This window comes from Ruegeria profundi, from assembly GCF_001507545.1.
In the GTDB taxonomy this organism is placed as follows: Bacteria; Pseudomonadota; Alphaproteobacteria; order Rhodobacterales; family Rhodobacteraceae; genus Ruegeria; species Ruegeria profundi.
In genome coordinates this window covers 406,766-424,074 of sequence record NZ_LQBP01000003.1, presented here as the reverse complement: position 1 = coordinate 424,074, position 17,309 = coordinate 406,766, and the positions used below count along the sequence as shown (strand labels likewise).

11 protein-coding genes and 1 pseudogene are annotated in these 17,309 nt (G+C 55.3%); 2 read left to right on the top strand and 10 right to left on the bottom strand.

Annotated features, from left to right (window positions below; genetic code table 11):
• Positions 1-53 precede the first annotated feature (53 nt).
• The 4 genes and pseudogenes from AVO44_RS20650 to AVO44_RS21280 form a co-directional block, all read right to left on the bottom strand.
• Positions 54-170 (bottom strand): annotated as a pseudogene (locus tag AVO44_RS20650) (DDE-type integrase/transposase/recombinase); the annotation flags it as partial.
• 121 nt (positions 171-291) lie between these two features.
• Positions 292-2,778 carry a sulfotransferase family protein gene (locus AVO44_RS07895; RefSeq protein ID WP_068334999.1) on the bottom strand — a complete coding sequence of 829 codons (2,487 nt, stop codon included), beginning with the start codon at positions 2,776-2,778 and terminating at the stop codon, positions 292-294.
• Between the two features lie 98 nt (positions 2,779-2,876).
• Positions 2,877-3,812, bottom strand: coding sequence for a CE1 family esterase (locus tag AVO44_RS07890; protein ID WP_068334996.1), 936 nt, complete (start codon positions 3,810-3,812; stop codon positions 2,877-2,879).
• 414 nt (positions 3,813-4,226) lie between these two features.
• Positions 4,227-4,919, bottom strand: a complete 693-nt coding sequence (locus AVO44_RS21280; protein WP_169794842.1) for a hypothetical protein — start codon at positions 4,917-4,919, stop codon at positions 4,227-4,229.
• A gap of 232 nt (positions 4,920-5,151) precedes the next feature.
• On the opposite strand from AVO44_RS21280, the gene AVO44_RS07875 reads away from it, so the two are divergent.
• Positions 5,152-5,730: a sulfotransferase family protein gene (locus AVO44_RS07875; RefSeq protein WP_068334986.1), complete on the top strand. Its 579-nt coding sequence runs from the start codon at positions 5,152-5,154 to the stop codon at positions 5,728-5,730.
• 11 nt (positions 5,731-5,741) lie between these two features.
• Here the strand turns inward: AVO44_RS07875 and AVO44_RS07870 are convergent, their stop codons facing one another.
• A complete protein-coding gene (locus AVO44_RS07870; protein WP_068334984.1) occupies positions 5,742-8,525 on the bottom strand; it encodes an RND family efflux transporter in 2,784 nt (927 codons plus the stop codon).
• Positions 8,526-8,815: 290 nt separating this feature from the next.
• On the opposite strand from AVO44_RS07870, the gene AVO44_RS07865 reads away from it, so the two are divergent.
• The gene (locus AVO44_RS07865) at positions 8,816-9,616 is read left to right on the top strand and encodes an SDR family NAD(P)-dependent oxidoreductase (protein ID WP_157769949.1); all 801 of its coding nucleotides are present in this window, start codon (positions 8,816-8,818) and stop codon (positions 9,614-9,616) included.
• Here AVO44_RS07865 and AVO44_RS07860 read toward each other — a convergent pair.
• From AVO44_RS07860 to AVO44_RS07840, 5 genes are all read right to left on the bottom strand, one after another.
• Positions 9,609-11,396: an NAD-dependent epimerase/dehydratase family protein gene (locus AVO44_RS07860; protein ID WP_068334977.1), complete on the bottom strand. Its 1,788-nt coding sequence runs from the start codon at positions 11,394-11,396 to the stop codon at positions 9,609-9,611. The two genes, AVO44_RS07865 and AVO44_RS07860, sit on opposite strands and share 8 nt — an antisense overlap.
• Positions 11,397-11,434: 38 nt before the next feature.
• Positions 11,435-12,397, bottom strand: a complete 963-nt coding sequence (locus tag AVO44_RS07855) for an NAD-dependent epimerase/dehydratase family protein (RefSeq protein WP_068334975.1) — start codon at positions 12,395-12,397, stop codon at positions 11,435-11,437.
• Between the two features lie 42 nt (positions 12,398-12,439).
• On the bottom strand, positions 12,440-13,714 hold the full coding sequence (locus tag AVO44_RS07850) for a tetratricopeptide repeat protein (protein ID WP_169794841.1): 1,275 nt from the start codon (positions 13,712-13,714) through the stop codon (positions 12,440-12,442).
• A gap of 64 nt (positions 13,715-13,778) precedes the next feature.
• Positions 13,779-16,397, bottom strand: a complete 2,619-nt coding sequence (locus AVO44_RS07845) for an NAD-dependent epimerase/dehydratase family protein (RefSeq protein WP_233421948.1) — start codon at positions 16,395-16,397, stop codon at positions 13,779-13,781.
• Entirely contained in the window at positions 16,390-17,307 is a 918-nt protein-coding gene (locus AVO44_RS07840; RefSeq protein ID WP_157769947.1) for an alpha/beta fold hydrolase, read from the bottom strand. The genes AVO44_RS07845 and AVO44_RS07840 overlap by 8 nt, the downstream gene beginning before the upstream one ends.
• Positions 17,308-17,309 lie beyond the last annotated feature (2 nt).

The following is a 17,309-nucleotide window of genomic DNA, read 5'->3' as shown; positions in this document are numbered from 1 at the left end:
ATTCGATTATCGGATTGAACGTTTCGGAAAGAGGTGAGCTATAGGATTAACCTCTTCTTGTCCTGCGTCTTTGTGACAAAGCCCTTCAGGACTTTACCTTCGTGATCCAGAGCTCGCCACAGATAGTGCCATTCGCCGTTGATTTTCCTGAACATCTCGTCGAGATACCATAGCGAAATGGCGATAGGTTGGTTTTGCCAGGACGCTGCGAAACTGCCCTCCCCGTCTCACGCAAGTTTCTTCTGACAAAACCCTCTCAGATGTAGTTACGCAGTTTCGCGAATTTCACGGCTAGCGAAAGACCGACAACCCATCGAAGCGCATTCCCATTAATATGCCTTTGCTGCGTTTGCCCGATCCTTTCCCCGAAAAGAGCGCCGGTTGCGCGAAGGATCTGGCCGCTGGCAGTGCGTTTCCGGCATCATCCACATTGATCGACCGACTCCACAGAGGGGTAACGCTCAAAAGAGGACCAGGCTGCACTTGCAATGCGGACAGGATAGCGTACTCGCGGCGCATCTGAGGTCTCCTTACCGCGAGTCCGACATAGGCCACGAACCCATTTTCGCCCTCGTCACGAGCGATCGTGATTGGGCTGGCAAATTCGGCATGCGTGGCGTGTTTTCGCATGTCCGGTTCCAAGCAGTCTAGGGGCGCTAAGCTAAGGTCTGGCGCGATGACACCCTCACGGTAAGAAGCGTTGGCGAACAGGTGCATCATTATTCTGTTCGAAACAACAAGCGTATCACTTACCGGGTCGAGTGCCGGTGCAGCGGTCACCTTTGCGTCTCCTTTTTCCCTAAGTATACAATGCCACTGATGTGTAAGGGCATCTCCGTCATCACGTATGGCGCTAAGCTGAAAGGCATCCCGCATTCCGTGGCTGTTCCGCAGGTTTGACGGGTATTCGTTGGTGAAGATCACGAGTTTCCCGTCCTCACGAACACGCGCGCAAGGAGAACCACCAACCCTGCGATCACCGACAGAGCCGACAACGGCATATGTCGGCACATCCTCTTCCGATACGAAATCAGGCAAGTGTTCCACGGCCCCGTTCGCAGTCCGCGAAACTTTCAGACGAAACAGGGCAGTAGGAAGTGCTTGGGGTGACGCGACCTCGGTCTCTGGCGAAAACTTTGCCTGAAGATAGGCGTGATCGCCATGAACAACTATCGACTGCCGAACGTCGAACCGCCCCTCAACAACCTTTCCTTCATGGAGCACTTTTGTTTTCAGGTCCACGACGTCAATCGTTTGACCGGACAGAGGATCAAGTTTCACCAAATAGCCGTTACGCGTTCCGTACAGCAATTCGTTGTCCGTTGTGTAGCGCAGGCAACGTGGTGTTCCATGGCCGCGCGCGGTCGAGCCCAATTCACTCACGATATCGGCGGTCTCACGTTTCCAGATTGTCTTGCCGTCCAGACCAATACACCTGATCTCCGCGCGGTTGCCAACAAATATGCAGCGCCGGGTCCGCCCATTTGAGAACTGGAGCTTTGCAAGCAGGGCACCGCCGATGAATCGACCTCGCAACCCATCTTTGATGGCCGGAAAGTCACCCAGGTCAGATTGCCAAATGACTTTGCCGGTCTCAAGGTCGATTGCTTCTAACGGCACCTCGTGTGGGCTGTCGAACACTGCAAGCGCATAATCCGTGGCAGTGTACGCCCCAAAATTTCCCCCGCCGCATTTTGGGTCTGGCTTGGTTTCAATGCCCCGAATTTCCCGCAGCGGCGTCAATGGAACGTAAGAACTATCCAACAGATTTCCGTGCGCCATAGGAAAGCCCTGTCCGTCCGGCTCAATGGCTACCAAGGGTCCCCAGCTCCCATTGAATCCCTGCGGGAGTTCCGGCGCGGGAATGGGATCGTCTGCGTAACCGAACCGCCGCGCCAGATTTACAACGGCCGGTACAAAGCCTTCTCCATCGCCTCGCCAAGGCAGACGCGCAGTCAGTGGCACTTTTGGCGGTGAGAAAGGTCGCAGAGTAGGATCCGCCAGGAAACCCGGATCATTTCCGAGCCTGGCGTTCGGGGGGCCTTCAGTGGCGAAAGGAGAACGCTCAGGATGCAACATCGCTTCGATTGCAAGGTCGGAGTCGTCGATATTCAGCCAATTGGCGATCTGTTTTAAAACGGGTTCGGGTTTGGCCAGCAAGTCCTCTCCCCTGACCGTTCGGTAGCTTTCGCTGGGAAGCGACGCGAACAATCTGTCGATCCGATCGTGTACATCAAGCCAATGGAATTGCGGGTCAAGAGTCGGCGGGTTCGTGCGCCGATCCCACCCGCTCGACCCCCAAGCCTTCAACCCCTCAAGATACCATTCTGTCGCGACGATGGACTTGCCGTTCGAATACGGATGTCGAGCGATGCGGATGTATCTGGCGTTCGGAGCGATCCGCCTTAAACGCCTGAGACAGGCATCTGTGGTCGAATGAAGGGGGCTCTTGTCGACGACTTGGCGATCTCCCAGAAGGCCCTCAACGTGTTCGTAAACACCCTGGGTGGACATGCCTGACCGCGACCGAAGCCACACATCAACCTCGTTTACCGCGTCAACCGTTTGTTCACCGTGATGCAAATGTGCCAGAAGCCGAAGGACACCAGCCGGAAACGCATCCATACCCGGGAGTATCCGATACCACCTTTCAACCGTATCAGCCGTCCCAAGATTGGTTTCGGGAAGACCGAAAAGCTCGGGATGTTGGCCAATCATCGACCCGATCACAGAGGTGAATGACCGCCCGGGCCCAAGAATGAAAATCGGTTCACGCATTCACGTCATTCGCACCTCTTTAAATATCCGATCAACGCGCAGTCGTGGTAAGAGAACACTGATCAGCGACTGCTGAAAGACAATAAGGCCCCAGTGGATCATCTGTACTTGTCAAAGAAGCGGATCATTGCGCTGCCACCATCAATATCGGTGCGGGCCGGTCCAAGCCCCCTATTCTCACCGAAACGCGTAGGTTTGGCACCAGGCCAGTAGTGGCCTTGTCCAGGGTAAATACAGAACAGTGTCTCGCTGGCACGTTTACAACCGGAATAGCGCGTACAATTCGCCCCCTGAACCAAGCTACTGCTTTGCTTTTGATCGCAATTGCCGAGGCGAACCCAGTAGTCAATATTTTGAAGCACCGACGATCGTTTCCCAGCAGTTTCGATCACACTTTCGCCACCTCTGAGAGGTGCGACAGCGTCCAACTCGCCGTGCAGATGGAGCAATGGCACCGTGTGCGCCGGATTACAGCTGGACGTGTTCATCGTGTAAGCGCCGGCGTAAACTGAAAAGGCTGTAATGCGGTCCGGTGCTGAGCAGGCTATCCGATAAGCCATCAGAGCACCATTCGAATACCCGGCCAGAAAGACTTTACCGTTGAGCGGGATTTGTTTGCCGATTTCTTCTACCAGCGAGAGAATGTAGCCGACATCGTTGATTTGCCTTCTTTGAGCCGCCGCACAGCATTCACCAGCATTCCAGCTGCGGCGGACTCCATCCGGATACACGACTACGTAGTTGCTGGAACCGTCTTGAGAATGCAGGCGGCTCGTTTTCGCCATGATTTCACCAGTAGCAAAGCCCGGGTGCAACGCAACGATGATCGGCCAGCCCGCTTGTGGTGACGAGCCGTCCGGAACATAAGCCTTAGCCGTCCGCGTAACCCCATCGACCTTCAGGTTGAAATCGAGTTGGCGCGCGGATGCTTGCGTAGCCAAAAACGCAAGCGCTAACGCTATTAGCGCCAACGTAAAACGCGGAAATGCATCTCGAAGTCTGACGCTTGATGACAGCTTGCTAATCTGTTTCATATCATCAACTCCAATACACCAGCATTACGAGAAAACGTCCGATTGATGTATTCGATGCAACTCGGGTGCCTGTCGACGTTGGACCCGATCAAACGCGGACACTTCTGGTTCGTTTCCTGATCTAGCTTAGAGGCTGATTTGAGAGCACAGCTGCCGCCGATGCTAAAAATCAATTCTCCGGGCCCAGGTCACCTTCGATAATCTGATCTTCGAACCCGCGAAGGTTGTCATCAATCGCGCCATTTTGGGCGGCACGCGCACGAAATCCTGCTTGGGCACTGACAAATCGTGGCGCGCCAAAATGTCCACCGCCCTGATTGGCGTCCTGTTGCCTGCCAAACTCTGTCGCAGAACCTGGTCCTTGCGGCCCATCAAATCCAGCTCGTGCGTTCGCTCCGGCGCGCCTGCGCGACATCAGCCAAAGAAAGAATGCACGTCGTCTTCCCGGGCCGACGTTGCCCTGTTGCGGCCCGACCCAGGCGTCACCACCTCGACCAGCCGGAGTACTTTGCCCGCCAAAGCCACCGCCCGCGCCTTGGAGACCACCGCCCTGGGGTTGCCTGCCGCCGAAGCCACCTTCGCCCGCGCCCGGGCCAAAACCGCGTCCGCCAAAGCCGCCGCCTGTGCCTTGGAAACCACCGCCCTGGGGTTGCCTGCCGCCAAAACCGCCTGCGCCCGCGCCCATCCCAAAACCACGTCCGCCAAAGCCACCGCCTGCGCCTTGGAAGCCGCCGCTCTGGGGTTGCCTACCGCCAAAACCGCCTGCGCCCGCGCCCATCCCAAAACCGCGTCCGCCAAAGCCGCCGCCTGCGCCTTGGAAACCGCCGCTCTGGGGTTGCCTACCGCCAAAACCGCCTGCGCCCAGGCCAAAACCACGTCCGCCAAAGCCACCGCCCGCGCCTTGGAAACCACCGCCCTGGGGTTGCCTGCCGCCAAAACCGCCTGCGCCCGCGCCCATCCCAAAACCACGTCCGCCAAAGCCGCCGCCGGCGCCTTGGAAACCACCGCCCTGGGGTTGCCTGCCGAAACTACCCGGCGTTGCCCCTGCGAACCGACGCTCCCCTCTGGCGCTCCCCTGAGTTCCGATACTGCTGTCGAATCCGACATAGCCTTGTCCTGCCGCGCCAGATCGCAGCGCTTCAGGGTCTATAGGCTGGTCTTCATCAAAATCATTTTCCGCTGAATCATTGTTCATGTTTACGACCTAAAATGACTTGGAACTGCTGACAGACTAGCAAGCAGGCGGCTATTTGGCTATCCATGATCGCCAGACATGACACGCTTCGGCGTGGATTCGAGTTGCCAGTAGCCAAGTATTAAGTGATCTGAGGACAATTTGATGAACTCATCATTAGGTTTCTTGACCGTGGTTTCCGGATTACCGCGCTCTGGCACGTCCATGATGATGCGCATGTTGGAAGCCGGGGGCATTCCTCCGGTCACCGACAAATTGCGTCGGCCGAACGATGACAATCCGTTGGGCTACTACGAATTCGAGCCGGTAAAAGATTTGCAGAAGGATTCTAGTTGGGTGCCGGGGATGCACGGCAAGGCGCTGAAAATCATCTACAAACTCGTCTATGATCTTCCGCACGACGTACCATATCGGATCCTATTCATGCAGCGCGACCTGGCCGAGGTCGTACGCTCGCAGGAAAAGATGCTGGAACGCGAGGGGCTGGATAGCGGCCGAGAACAGCGCCAAACGATCATTCAGCTGTTTCAGTCCGAGGTCATCAATTTCCGAAACTGGGTAGCGACGCAGCAGAACATCGAAATGCACGTGGCGGACTACGGAAATATCCTGAAAGACCCATTTGAGGAGGTTACCAAAATCTCCGAATTTCTGGGGGCTGACCTCGACAAACACGCGATGGCGCAGGTTGTCGATCCCGCGCTTTACCGAAACCGGGAATAACCGGTCTGCACCTACGGAATCCACCCCCAAATCTCTATGAGGAAGAACCGCACGAGCAAACGCGAATAGGCTTCCCAAACCCGCATCTCTTCGCCGTCGATCTTGGCATATCCAGTCATGCCCGGCCGGAACAACCCATTCTCATTGGACATGAATGTTTTTATACGCACGACCTGCCCGAACTCTTCGGTCTCGGCGACAGGTGCGATGGCAGAGACCACCCCCTCACGTTCTTCGTCCGGCATTGCCCAAGCCTTCAGTCGTACCTTTTCACCAACCTCAATCAGGCTCACATCAGCCTCAGGCACCTTGATTTCGGCGCGTGCGACGGTGTGGTCTTCGATTTCCATCAGCAGATCGCCGGTTTCCAGGAATTGCCCGGGCACTGGCTCCTCACTTTGAAAGACCACGCGCCCGGCAACCGGCGCAACAATCTTAGTGTAGCCCAGCTTGGTTTCGTTAAAGGCCAGCTCCGACTGCAATCGGTTTACATCGGCCTGTACCATGGCTATTTCGGATGCTTCAGCTTCGGCAGCAACCCGGTTCAGATTGGCCTCGGCTGACCGCAATTCGGCCTTTGCAACATTGAAGTTGCTTATCGTACGTTCCGCTTGTGAAGTTGGAATTGCACCTCGTTCCAGCAGTTTCTGGGCCCGATCTGCTTCGGCCTCCAAGAATGGCAGTTCGCTTCTGATCCGCTCAATCTGCTCTATTGCAACCTGAATTTCTTCTTCTGTCGCGCCAAGTTCAAGCCGCTCCAGTTGCGCGCGCGCTTTCGCAAGTTCGGCCCTTGTCACTGCCAGAGCATGTTCTTCACGAACACTATCCTGCAGGGCTAAGATGTCGCCACTTTCTACGATATCGCCTTCTTCAACCATTACGGCGGTCAGCTCGTTTGGCACGCGCGCCACAACCTTAACCCTGTCATCGGCAAGGATCACAAAGTCGCCGCCTGATTGGTAATTGTAGGGAAGAAAGGCGACGTAAATAGCGCCCAAAACCAGCGATAGAACCACTATTCGACGCAGCCAGATTCCGCGTCGGTTGTTCTTTGCTTTGGTTCCATAAACGTCGGGTAATGGCCGGTAGAGCGTTATCCTCCGGCTCGGCACCTTCGCGGGAAGCTGGTTTTGCACTCTCTCCGGTTCCAACCCAGCGGGTATCGGCACAGGAAGGTTCTGCCCGCGCCCTACCCTCTTGAACGCGATGGCTTCCGCCTTTTTTTCTTCAACCATTTCGGCCGTGACTTGTTGACGGATACGTTTGCTGCGGCCGCGTGTTACAACGAACCAGGCTAGGATCAATGCAATGAGGCTGAGAAATACAATGACTCCTGTGCCACCGAAACGGGCTTCTAGCATTGTCGAAACATAAGCCGCGACAAGCGTCACCAGGAACGCTGACGTAAGCAGCGAACCAATGCCGTAAAGGATGAAAGTCCAGCGTTCGCCCGGTGTTTCCGGCCCAAAATTTTTGCGACGGACACCAAACAGGTAAGCCATTGAACGTTCTCTCAACATCGGCTGACTGAAACACACACACATCAACCGATAACCTTCGCCGTTGATGAGAGGAAAACCACTTATCAAAAAGGATAAGAGTCCAAACTGCCCGATTATCGCGGCGACTTGAGAAAGACTGCTTCCCGATTGACGAGTGAATGCCCAAATCAATGTGCAAAGAGCGAAGATCAGAAAACGTGTTCGTAGAGCAGAGGCATAGACTTGTATTTTTCCATGGCGGTCCAACTTGCTGACACCAATCATATCGATTGCGAACCGGGGGATGAGAAAGAACAGAAAATTGATGCCAAAGCGTTTTACGTCGCTGCCGTTACGTTGCAACACAGCCCCGATCACTAGTCGCGACACAAGACTAACCGAAAGCATCGAGATCGCCAGAATGCCAACGATACCGATAACCCGGCGCGACGCGTAAATGGTATCGAGCACCTCGTCCAAGCGATGAAAAATAGCAACAATGGCGAAAATTCCCAGCGGCACGGTGATACCCGCGAGGATCGAGGCCGCGAAGCCAAAAAAGCGGTTCAGAAAACGTAACAGGCCCGTTGGATCGAACAGAACAATGTCCATGTCCTTGATCTTCGGCTGCTCTTTCTTCGCCCGTTCAAAACTCTGTTGGCGCTCGGTAACAGCATCGTTGGCGATCGCGTAGCGTTTAGAACTTGTACCTTCTCTTGATATCTGCGGCTCGGCCGGAATGTCCTCGACGCCGACCAAGTCTTCATCGCCGAATATTCGGTCTTCGAAACCGTCGTCGTCATCCCAGTCAAAGTCAGTATCATCAGAAAAGATGTTTTCGTCTTGAAAATTATCCGGCTGAACAGTGGCTCCAAGCGAACCGTCCTCTTCATCAAGCGTCCAGTCGCTGGCCGCGAGGTCACTGTCTTCTATTGAATCTTCCGCTGCGACCTTCATTGACTGAGCCAGATGAAGTGGAGGCTTCATTCCAGAATCCAATACCGCGACCAAAATACCGTTTTGAACCATCTGTTCCGCAAACTGCGCAACTGTCGAAGCATTAACCACAATTCGAAAGTGCGAACTGAGCGCTGTCGCCAGGCCTTCGTGGGAGAACCCTTTTGTGAGCCCATTCAGCAAAAGGAACTCTTCTTCTCCCATCCGATATAGCGCGCCGGTCTCGGTGTTCTTAACGAATGCGACCACGCCGTCACTTCCGGCATCCGAAATCAAACTTACAAGCGCATTTTTTCCTAAATGATATCGCCGGGAGCCGTCGGGATGTTTGTTGACAGTAGTATCAATCGTTGTCATCTATACGCTCATACTACGCTGAAACTCGTGTTAAAGACGCCTACTTAAACGAACCAACATGCCCTACGAAGGCTTGGAATAATGAATAATTTACTGGTGCATTTTTTACCAAAACACCGGTGAAATCCGAGCCTCCTGCACTTATTCATTGCAGAGTCTATCTGACTCCCCCATCAAGGCAAGCTTTTCCCCGAACCTCACCCAGTACGCTTGTTTTTTAGCCTCGAAATCCGTCATAAATACAAAGGCTTCTTTCGGTAAACCGTCGTTTTTTTACGGGAGATCAAAATTTGAGACCGTTTCTTAGTGGCCGCGTCGTATTGGTGACCGGAGCCAGTCAAGGGCTTGGAGCAGCAACTGCACGGGTTATGGCGCGTGCCGGGGCAGTTGTGATCGCCACTGCACGTGATGCCGCGGCACTTGATCTAGTTGTTCGCGGAATACGCGATGAAGGTGCCAAAGCTTTGGCAATTGCTGCGGATGTGTCCGATGAGGCAGCAACTGAAGCGCTCGTCTCGGAAACACTTAATGCGACTGGTAGAATTGACAGCCTTATTAACATCGCTGGTTCGGCAGAAACCATTGGTCAAAAGCTATGGGAAACACCACCAGAAACCTGGCAGAGGCTCTGCGCGACGAACATTACCGGTGCCTTGAACCTAGTCAGACATATCGTTCCGCCCATGCAGGCACAACATTACGGACGGATGCTTTTTTTGTCGTCGCCAGCAACGTTTAGTCCACAACCTGACACCGGTGCATACGCAGCGACCAAGGCGGCTGTAAACCAGATGGTTCAAACGCTCGCACTTGAATTGAATGGCACCGGAATAACAGTGAATGCTTTCAACCCCGGTCCGATCGATACGCCTTTGTTCGGGCAGGTTTCAGAAACGCTGGGGCGCAACGCGCCAAGCGCAATGATGACTTCGGTAGCACGCCCGCCCGAGTTGGCCGCGCGGCTGTTACTGTGGCTGAATGCACCCGAAACAGAAGGTTTGACCGGCGAATTCGTCCAGTGGAACAATCCAAACACACTCGACGCGATGGATCATTTCCTGCGAGCCTACCATATTGGTAAAACTAGCTGACCTCAGGAACAGGTTCGGTAAGTGTCATCTCGACAAGGGCCTCGCTGACCCGCCATAGATGTGCGCATGCGGCTGGATCGGTCGTCGCAGGAGCGATCTCAACCTTTTTGTCCTGATCCATGTATATCCCTGTCTTGGCACGCAGGTCTTGATCAATGATCAGGTTAGCGACGAAACTTGCCGCCCTTTCTGGCGATATCATGCGATTGCGCGCACGGTTGAATACCGCAAGTTCAGGCCGGTCCTTCAAATCATTTCTATTGAGTATCTCGGTGCGAACGGCACCAGGACTAATGGTCAAAACTCTTGGTCCATTCCGTTCCAGACGCTGCGTCAATGCGTTGGAAAACATCATCAACGCAAACTTCGCACGCGCATAAGCCTCCAGCGGCTGGTAATTGGCCGATGAGAACAGATCGCCGAAGTCCAGCCCGGATCTTCTGTGGGCTTCCGAACAAAGATTGACGATGTGCCCTTCTTTGGAAATGACCTTAAGAATGCGCGTCGTCAGGTGAAAGGCTGCCAGATAATTCACGGCGAAAGTGGCTTCAATCCCTTCCGGTGTCATGACCCGCGAACCAAACAATGCCCCGGCATTGTTGAAAAGCGCGTGGATATCGGTATGGCGCTCGACCAGAGCCTCAGCGAGCTTCTTGACTTCGGATGATCGGGACAAGTCTGCGGCGTAGAACTCTCCCGGAGTGCAGGTCGGCCGGTCGTCGAGTTCTTGCAGCAAACTGGCGCCAGCTTCGGTATTTCGGCCAACCGCAACAACATGCGCCCCAAGTCTTGAAAGCAGTACGGCCAGTTCGCGCCCAATTCCAGAGGTTGCTCCGGTCACGACGCAGACCTTCCCTTCCAGCGGTTTGCTTCGCGTCTCAATTGCAGCGATGACAGCGGGCAACTTCGGCGTGTTGTCTACGACGTGACCCTCCCGGCGCAAGTCAAAGATAATCTCCTGCGCACATTCCGCTAGTGAAGACCAAGTGCTGCGCTGCGGCCTGAAATCCAGAATTCGGCTCGCCTTGTCAGTGGCGAATCTCGGCTCCTCGAACGGATAAGACGGGCGGACTCGATCTTCTGTCGCGTTCGGATCCGACAAAAGACGGCCAAGTCGCTGCAATTCGGCGACCAACACGTCCGGAGAGATTGCCGTCGTTTCAGCAATGTTAAAAATATGCCCGCTGGCGCTTGATACACGCATGGCCGACACAAGCGCTGAACAAAGATCGGCCGGATGCAGTCTCTGAAAGGCACCGGGCAAGCAGGCCTTCTTTCCCTCGATCATAATGGACCGCAATTCGGAAATTGCATCGGGATCCGCCCGGTCATAAAGCGTTGGAACCCGTAGAGTGACCCGTTCCAGATCGTCATCTGCCGCCGCGAAAAAGGCATTCTCAATCCGGACAGCAAAGCGTGCAGCATCGGACGCCGTCTCGTCGTCTTCATGGATCGGTGCAGTTTCCCGGATCGTACCGTCGCCCGATGCCGTGTCAGAATAGACGACCGTGTTGCTCAACAGAATAGCCCGGCGCACACCCGCGCGCGCGGCTGCGGACATGATTTCGGTCATCCGCGCTTCCACCTTTTCGTGCGGCAGGTTCGCACCGGGATGGAGAATGAAGACTGCATTGGCTCCGGACAGGATTTCGTCGATCTCGTCGATGACCGATTGACCAGCCAGCAGTTCATGCCGTTCCACTTTAAAATGCAACGGTTCCAGCGCGGCCTGCAACATAGCGCCGAGCGTCGATCCGCGATCCAATATAACGACCTTCATGCGTCCACTCCGAATTCAACGCTCCGTAATCTCAGAATCTATTCCACCTGCAGATAAGCTGGGAAATTCGCAGCCGTGGAATGATAGAACTCCAGCCTTCCGAGAACCTCCCGGATGCAGTCTTTGGCCGTCATGCGCGCAGACCAACCAGCCGCGCGTAGTCTGGCCGGATAGAACTTTGGCAAACCAACATTGTTTTGCGAGGCTATTTCGGCATAAGGATTGTCATCACGCCCGACATTCATGATCTCCCACATTAATGAGACAACGTCATAGGCCGTGATTGGCTCATCGCTTGCCACTAGCATTCTTTGATTGCGCAGGTCGGGATGCTCTGCAGCAAGCAAGGCCGCGCTGCCGATGTCGACCCCATGCGTCCACTGCATTGTGTCCCACATACGGCGCAAAGATTCAGCCGCTTCGGCATTACGGATCAACTGAGTGATCAGGTTCTCGACAAATGGGCTTTTGCGACCGGAGACGATCGTGGGCCTGAGCATCGCGTAGTCAAACGCGCCGGTCTCGGCGGCCTCAAATACAATATCCTCCGCGCGTATCAGACTCTCACCCAGCGCCTGCTGCGCTGGGTTGCCATGTGCTTCTCTTGGTGCGTCGTCAGTCAGAGGCCAGAGATCCGGCGTTCGATGCGGCACGTAGACGTTGTTGGACGACATCATCACCAGCCGGGAAACCTTGCCACGGCAGGCATTAACCAAACTGCGTGTTCCCTCGACATTCACGTGGTCCAGGATCTCCGCATCAATGGCAGGCGGCGGGCTGATCAATGCGGTATGAAAGACCAGCTCAACATCTTTCAACGCGTCGTACAGGGCCGCCGGGTCGGCGAGTTCACCTGGCGCCATTTCAATCCTGTCACGATAATTGATGCGGTGCATCGAGTCCGGCAAAGCGAAGACACGGACCTGGTGGTCTGTCCGCATCAATGCTTCGAGCACGTATTGACCAACGGCTCCTGAAGGTCCGGTAACAAGTACTTTCATCTCAACTGCCACATCTGGCTTGACGGTTAACGATACCCCAAATCATCCGTTGTCTAAATTGGGTTGGAACCCTCCGCCGCCACTATTACGTGCACCTCGCGCACGGGCCATAACCATTCGCTGGCGCATCGTGCGCCGCCGTTGGCGCCTCTGAGCGCGAGCTTCCAACTGTTCCTGGTTCGGACCTTTCTCCGCCTGCCCTTCTGCGCGTGCTTTTCTTGCCTCCCGCAGAGCGTCGAATTCGGCGATGTATAGCGCCAGTACTTCTTTGTTATTCTGCGACACTTTTTTCAGATCAGCCTTGGCAAGGTCGACCCTTTCCAACGCAGACTGCCCATCGCGGATGTGCATCATCGCTGCACGATAGCTGCGCTCAGCGGCGTCACCTCTGTCCTCTGCAGCAAAGGCATCTCCATGAAGACGCTGCACGGCTCCCCGTAGGACGGGGCGGTTAAGTTTGCTAAGAACTTCGCGCGCGGCTTCCAATTTCTTCTGAGCAATCAGCGCCCGCGAAAGCGACAGCCGGGCATTGGAATTTCGACGACGCCCCTTCTCTTTCCCTACAAGCTCGGTGAGTGCTGCTTCTGCTCCTTGATAGTCCTTTTGCGAAATCTTGAGTTCTCCCAATCGTTGCAGCAGCAGCGGATTCCCCGCTTTCTTTGCAAGCGCCGTTTCGACGAGTTTGATCGCCGAAGCGTAGTCGTCTTCACGCTGTAGCAACCTTGCAAGTTGCAGCGTCGTCCGCGGGTCTGCCGGGTTGGCTTCCAGCGCGAATTTCAGATGCGCCTTAGCCTCGTCATAGCGGTCCTGGCGCGCCAGCACCGAAGCGATACGACGGCGAACGACCGCCGATTGCGGATCAGTTTCCAAGGCGCGGTCAAGTACTTCGATAGCCGCATCCGGACGCTTTTGCTGCTCGTGCAGGGACGCAAGGCCGCTCAGCGCCTGTATGGAGGTTGGATTGAGGTCCAGCGCCTTGTGGAAGTTCTTTTCCGAATATGACGGGTCGTTGCCCTGCATGCCGACATAAGCCGCAAGCAACGGAGCCAAACGGTTCTTCGGATCTGTTTGCATCGCCTCTTCAAGGGTATTGGCCGCTTCATCCAACTGGTTCTGCCGCATATAGCTGATCGCAAGCATCACCCTCAGACGTGTATTTTTCGGTTCATGCTGTATCATCCCAATCAATTCGGACTGAGCTTCTGCGACACGACCATCAGCCAATAGCCCGCGAATGAACCGCACTCGCTGACGATCGTTTTGGGGAACTTGGGCAACTCTTGGCTCCCATTGTCCTTGCTGGTTCGTAGTGGGCATCATACTTCCTCCTTGCTTGTGCTGGCGGCTGCTGCCGACCGAGGTCTTAATGAGTTCGATTTCATCATCTCTTTTGCCCTTCCCGCACATTGCCGGTTTCAGGACCAAACGATGACGTTAACGGGTCGCGTGCCATGGCCAGACCACCGATCCCGTATTGGGTCAGGAGCGCTGTGTGCCCCGCTTCGTATCGGGGAATGGGAAGGTCTCCGTCCGATTGCGCGGCCTCAATTATTTCTCGTAACCCTTCGAAAGTCGTAACATTTGGATAGAACCCAAGGTCACGTTTCGCGGTAGAAATGTCGTATTGCTGCACGTATCGGCTCCAGGTTCGGGTCTGGTCTGGTACCAGGTCTTCGCGCACTGCTGCGCCGATCGATACGCGGGTCAAACGTCCGATCGCACGATAGGTCACGACATCCGGTCCAGCGACGTTGAAGACATTGTTTTTTGCGTTCTCTTCGAAGCAGGCCCGCAGTATCGCCTCGACAGCGTCTGTCACATGGACGAATTGGCGTTGCTGATCCCCTTGCTGTCCCTTGCCAAAAAAAGGCGCCGGAGCAGACTCACGCACCATTTTATCAAACATCGGATCGCCAACACCATAAACCAGGGCGAACCGTAAAATAGTCCCTGCATAGCCATCATGTTTGGCGTAATGCCGGACAAGGTTTTCGCCCGCGATCTTGGACATTCCATAGTCGGCGAGGTCGTGACCACCATCTATGCGCAACGCATGAGATTCGTGGATCGGCCAGTCTTTCGGACTGAACTGGTTCTGATAGACAGCCACAGAACTGCAAAAGACGAACCGCTCCAGCACCGGCGAGTCAGAGCAAGCGCGCAACAGGTCGTGCGTACCCTGCACGTTCGTCGCGCGAAGCTCCGGTACCGTGCAGGACCCGGCCAAACGCGCCGCCATATGGAGAACGATGCGCGCGCCATTTACCAAGCGTTTCAGCGCATCCACATTAGCCAAATCTCCGACGATCAATTCAATCTGATCGCTTTCCGGCAACTCCGTCTCTGTGCCTGCAAGAACCAGGCACCGCACCCGATAGCCGCGCTCCAACAACTTCGGAACGAGATGTTTGCCGATATAGCCGGTGCAGCCGGTAATCGCGAAGTCCACCTCGGTAAAAGAGCTGGCCTGCTGATCCGAGGCCTCCTCCGTGGTTTTCGCGGCGTCGGGCACAGTGTAGGATTCGTGACTAGTATTTCCGAGGAAAACCTCCGTTCCTCCGTCGGGGTTTTCATGATACTCCCATCGCGATGCAAAGCGCGCCGGGCTCAAACCCCCGAACGGGTTAGCCGTGCCCACGCACAGACCCACAGGTGTCGAGACCATCGTTCGCCCGCCATAATTATAGGGGTTGTTCATCCCGTTTATTGTGACCGGAACCCACGTGATCCCATCCTTGGTCCGCCAAAGCTCAAACCCGCCCCCGATCTGAGCGAGCTGCTCGAAACCGATACCATTCACAAGTCGCCGCGATGTAGGCGATGGCCGGTGCGCATACTGCAGAAAGACGCTCCAATCGAAGGTCGAAACATACAACCACCCGTCATGCACGCACATCCGCCAAGTGTAACCAGAAAACAGGTTGTCAAAGCCGGGCCCGATCCCGGAGAGCGGGTACTTAACACCGTCCGGCGTCTCGCGCGGCATGCCGACCAGCAGATCCCAGCTGTCATCTGGCCAAATCCGGATAATCTCGCCCGCGCCTGGTCCAACCAGATTGGTGCGATCATACCCGCCGTTCTGGATCGAACTGCCGACATACAAGGCCCCGTTGAACTCGCACATGCCCATTGCGATTTCCGACAAAGGCCCCCGGTACGCACCTCGGTCTATGACCTTGCGCCATTGCAACGGCCCGTCACCGCAAGGTGGCGTGGTCCAAATCTGGTAGCCTTGGAAGTGATTGAAAGTGCCTGCGTAGAGTTGACCGTTCGCCTGGGTCATCATGAAGACGCCGTTGTTATTGGGATCGCCAAATCCCACATCCATGGCCACTTCCCAGTTTCCGGGCTTTGGGTCTCTCGAACGCTTGATCACGCCAGTTCTGTTTGAATTGAACTGGATACCCTCACCCGCAGGCGGGGCATAAAGGTAACCGTCAAAAGAGACCAACTCGCGGAAGGTCGAAATCCTGTCGTTGCCGATCCCGGGTTCGGATGCTGGCTCAAAATTCAACCCGTCTTCGGATCGCAAGACATGGGCTGCGCACCCGCGCAGCACTGTCGACATAGTTGAAACGTACAGCACGGGTTTCGGGTCAGAGTCCCCCTGAAAAACGGTCATGCCGCGATACCCCAAATCCCGAGGTGCAGGCTCGCCTTGCTTGCCTGGGATCATCGGTGAACGGTACGCCATCTCCCAAGTGTCTTCACCAGGTGTCCAACGCCAGATTTGGCCCTGCATATCCAAGTCCTGCACCTTTGGTGGCACGTCCACGGGCCAGGGATCCAGCGCAGGCGGATCAATCGGCGGGAAAAGTCTGAGCAACTTAAATGAGTTGCGCGTCATACCGCAGTATAGACGTCCTTCGAAAAAATCCATTCCGTGAACATAAGCATTGTCGGGATCGCCTATGCCGTTCTTTGCCAACTGGCGGAAATTTCCGCTGTTCAGCCCGTCGCCGCTTCCGGCAGGTGTGTCGAATGAGTTATCCTTAGCCACGGTCATATTCCATTGACTGATCGACCAACTCTCTACGCGAATGAAATTGAACGCTTGGCGCGGCTGTTTTCGGCGGGTTCGCGATCAGATCAGTAAGCCCGCGCGGCTGTAGAAGCGGGAAGTAGTGACCACCTGATACTTCGTGATTGGTCGCATTCGGCAGGTGTTTCAGCAATGCGTCCCGGGTTTGGTGGTAGCCAGACTTTTTGCCGTAAATTATATGGACGGGTGTCTCGAGTTTCCGAAGCGCTGCGCTCGTTAGCACGCTTGTCGCATAGAACTCCTTCCAGGCGTGTGTTGTTGCCATCAGTCGCCGCCAGCGCCGTATGGCGTTGGAATTGTGCTTTGTCGGCATCCAGCCACGCCCATACTGCCCGCGTTGCATATTTGCGAGGGTGTCGTCCGGCGCTTCCGCAATTTCTTCAAGGAAAGCCATCGCCACCATCGGCCAGTCGCCCTCTCCTTGTAGGCCCTTCAATTTCAGCTTCTCTTTAAGAGCCGACCATTTTCTGAGATTGGGAGTATAAGTCTGAGCCTGCAAGGCGGGGACCCAGGCATCTGCAAGAGTGATGCGTATGATCTTATCTCTGGCCTGAAGTGCTGCGGCTAGCGCAATCGCACCGCCATAGCTATGTCCAACAACATGAATATCTCGCAAGCCCAGATGGTCTGCCAAGGCAAGAATGTCCTTTGCCAAATCATTTGCGCTGTAGCCCCGCTGGGTCATGCCTGACAGCCCATGCCCGCGCAGATCAAGAGCTGTGACGCGATGGTTCTTGGCCAATGTGAACGCCAGAGGACCCCACCAGAACCCAATGCTTGAAAACAGACCGTGGACAAGCAGCAAATTGGACCCGGATCCAATTTGCTGATAATGGAGTTTTGTCCCGTCTATTTCTATGCGTGGCATGG

Excerpts from the sequence above, each read along its gene's own strand:
- AVO44_RS07895 (WP_068334999.1), bottom strand. The coding sequence starts at position 2,778 with ATGCGTGAACCGATTTTCATTCTTGGGCCCGGGCGGTCATTCACCTCT.
- AVO44_RS07890 (WP_068334996.1), bottom strand. The coding sequence starts at position 3,812 with ATGAAACAGATTAGCAAGCTGTCATCAAGCGTCAGACTTCGAGATGCA.
- AVO44_RS21280 (WP_169794842.1), bottom strand. The coding sequence starts at position 4,919 with ATGTCGGATTCGACAGCAGTATCGGAACTCAGGGGAGCGCCAGAGGGG.
- AVO44_RS07875 (WP_068334986.1), top strand. The coding sequence starts at position 5,152 with ATGAACTCATCATTAGGTTTCTTGACCGTGGTTTCCGGATTACCGCGC.
- AVO44_RS07870 (WP_068334984.1), bottom strand. The coding sequence starts at position 8,525 with ATGACAACGATTGATACTACTGTCAACAAACATCCCGACGGCTCCCGG.
- AVO44_RS07860 (WP_068334977.1), bottom strand. The coding sequence starts at position 11,396 with ATGAAGGTCGTTATATTGGATCGCGGATCGACGCTCGGCGCTATGTTG.
- AVO44_RS07855 (WP_068334975.1), bottom strand. The coding sequence starts at position 12,397 with ATGAAAGTACTTGTTACCGGACCTTCAGGAGCCGTTGGTCAATACGTG.
- AVO44_RS07850 (WP_169794841.1), bottom strand. The coding sequence starts at position 13,714 with ATGCCCACTACGAACCAGCAAGGACAATGGGAGCCAAGAGTTGCCCAA.
- AVO44_RS07840 (WP_157769947.1), bottom strand. The coding sequence starts at position 17,307 with ATGCCACGCATAGAAATAGACGGGACAAAACTCCATTATCAGCAAATT.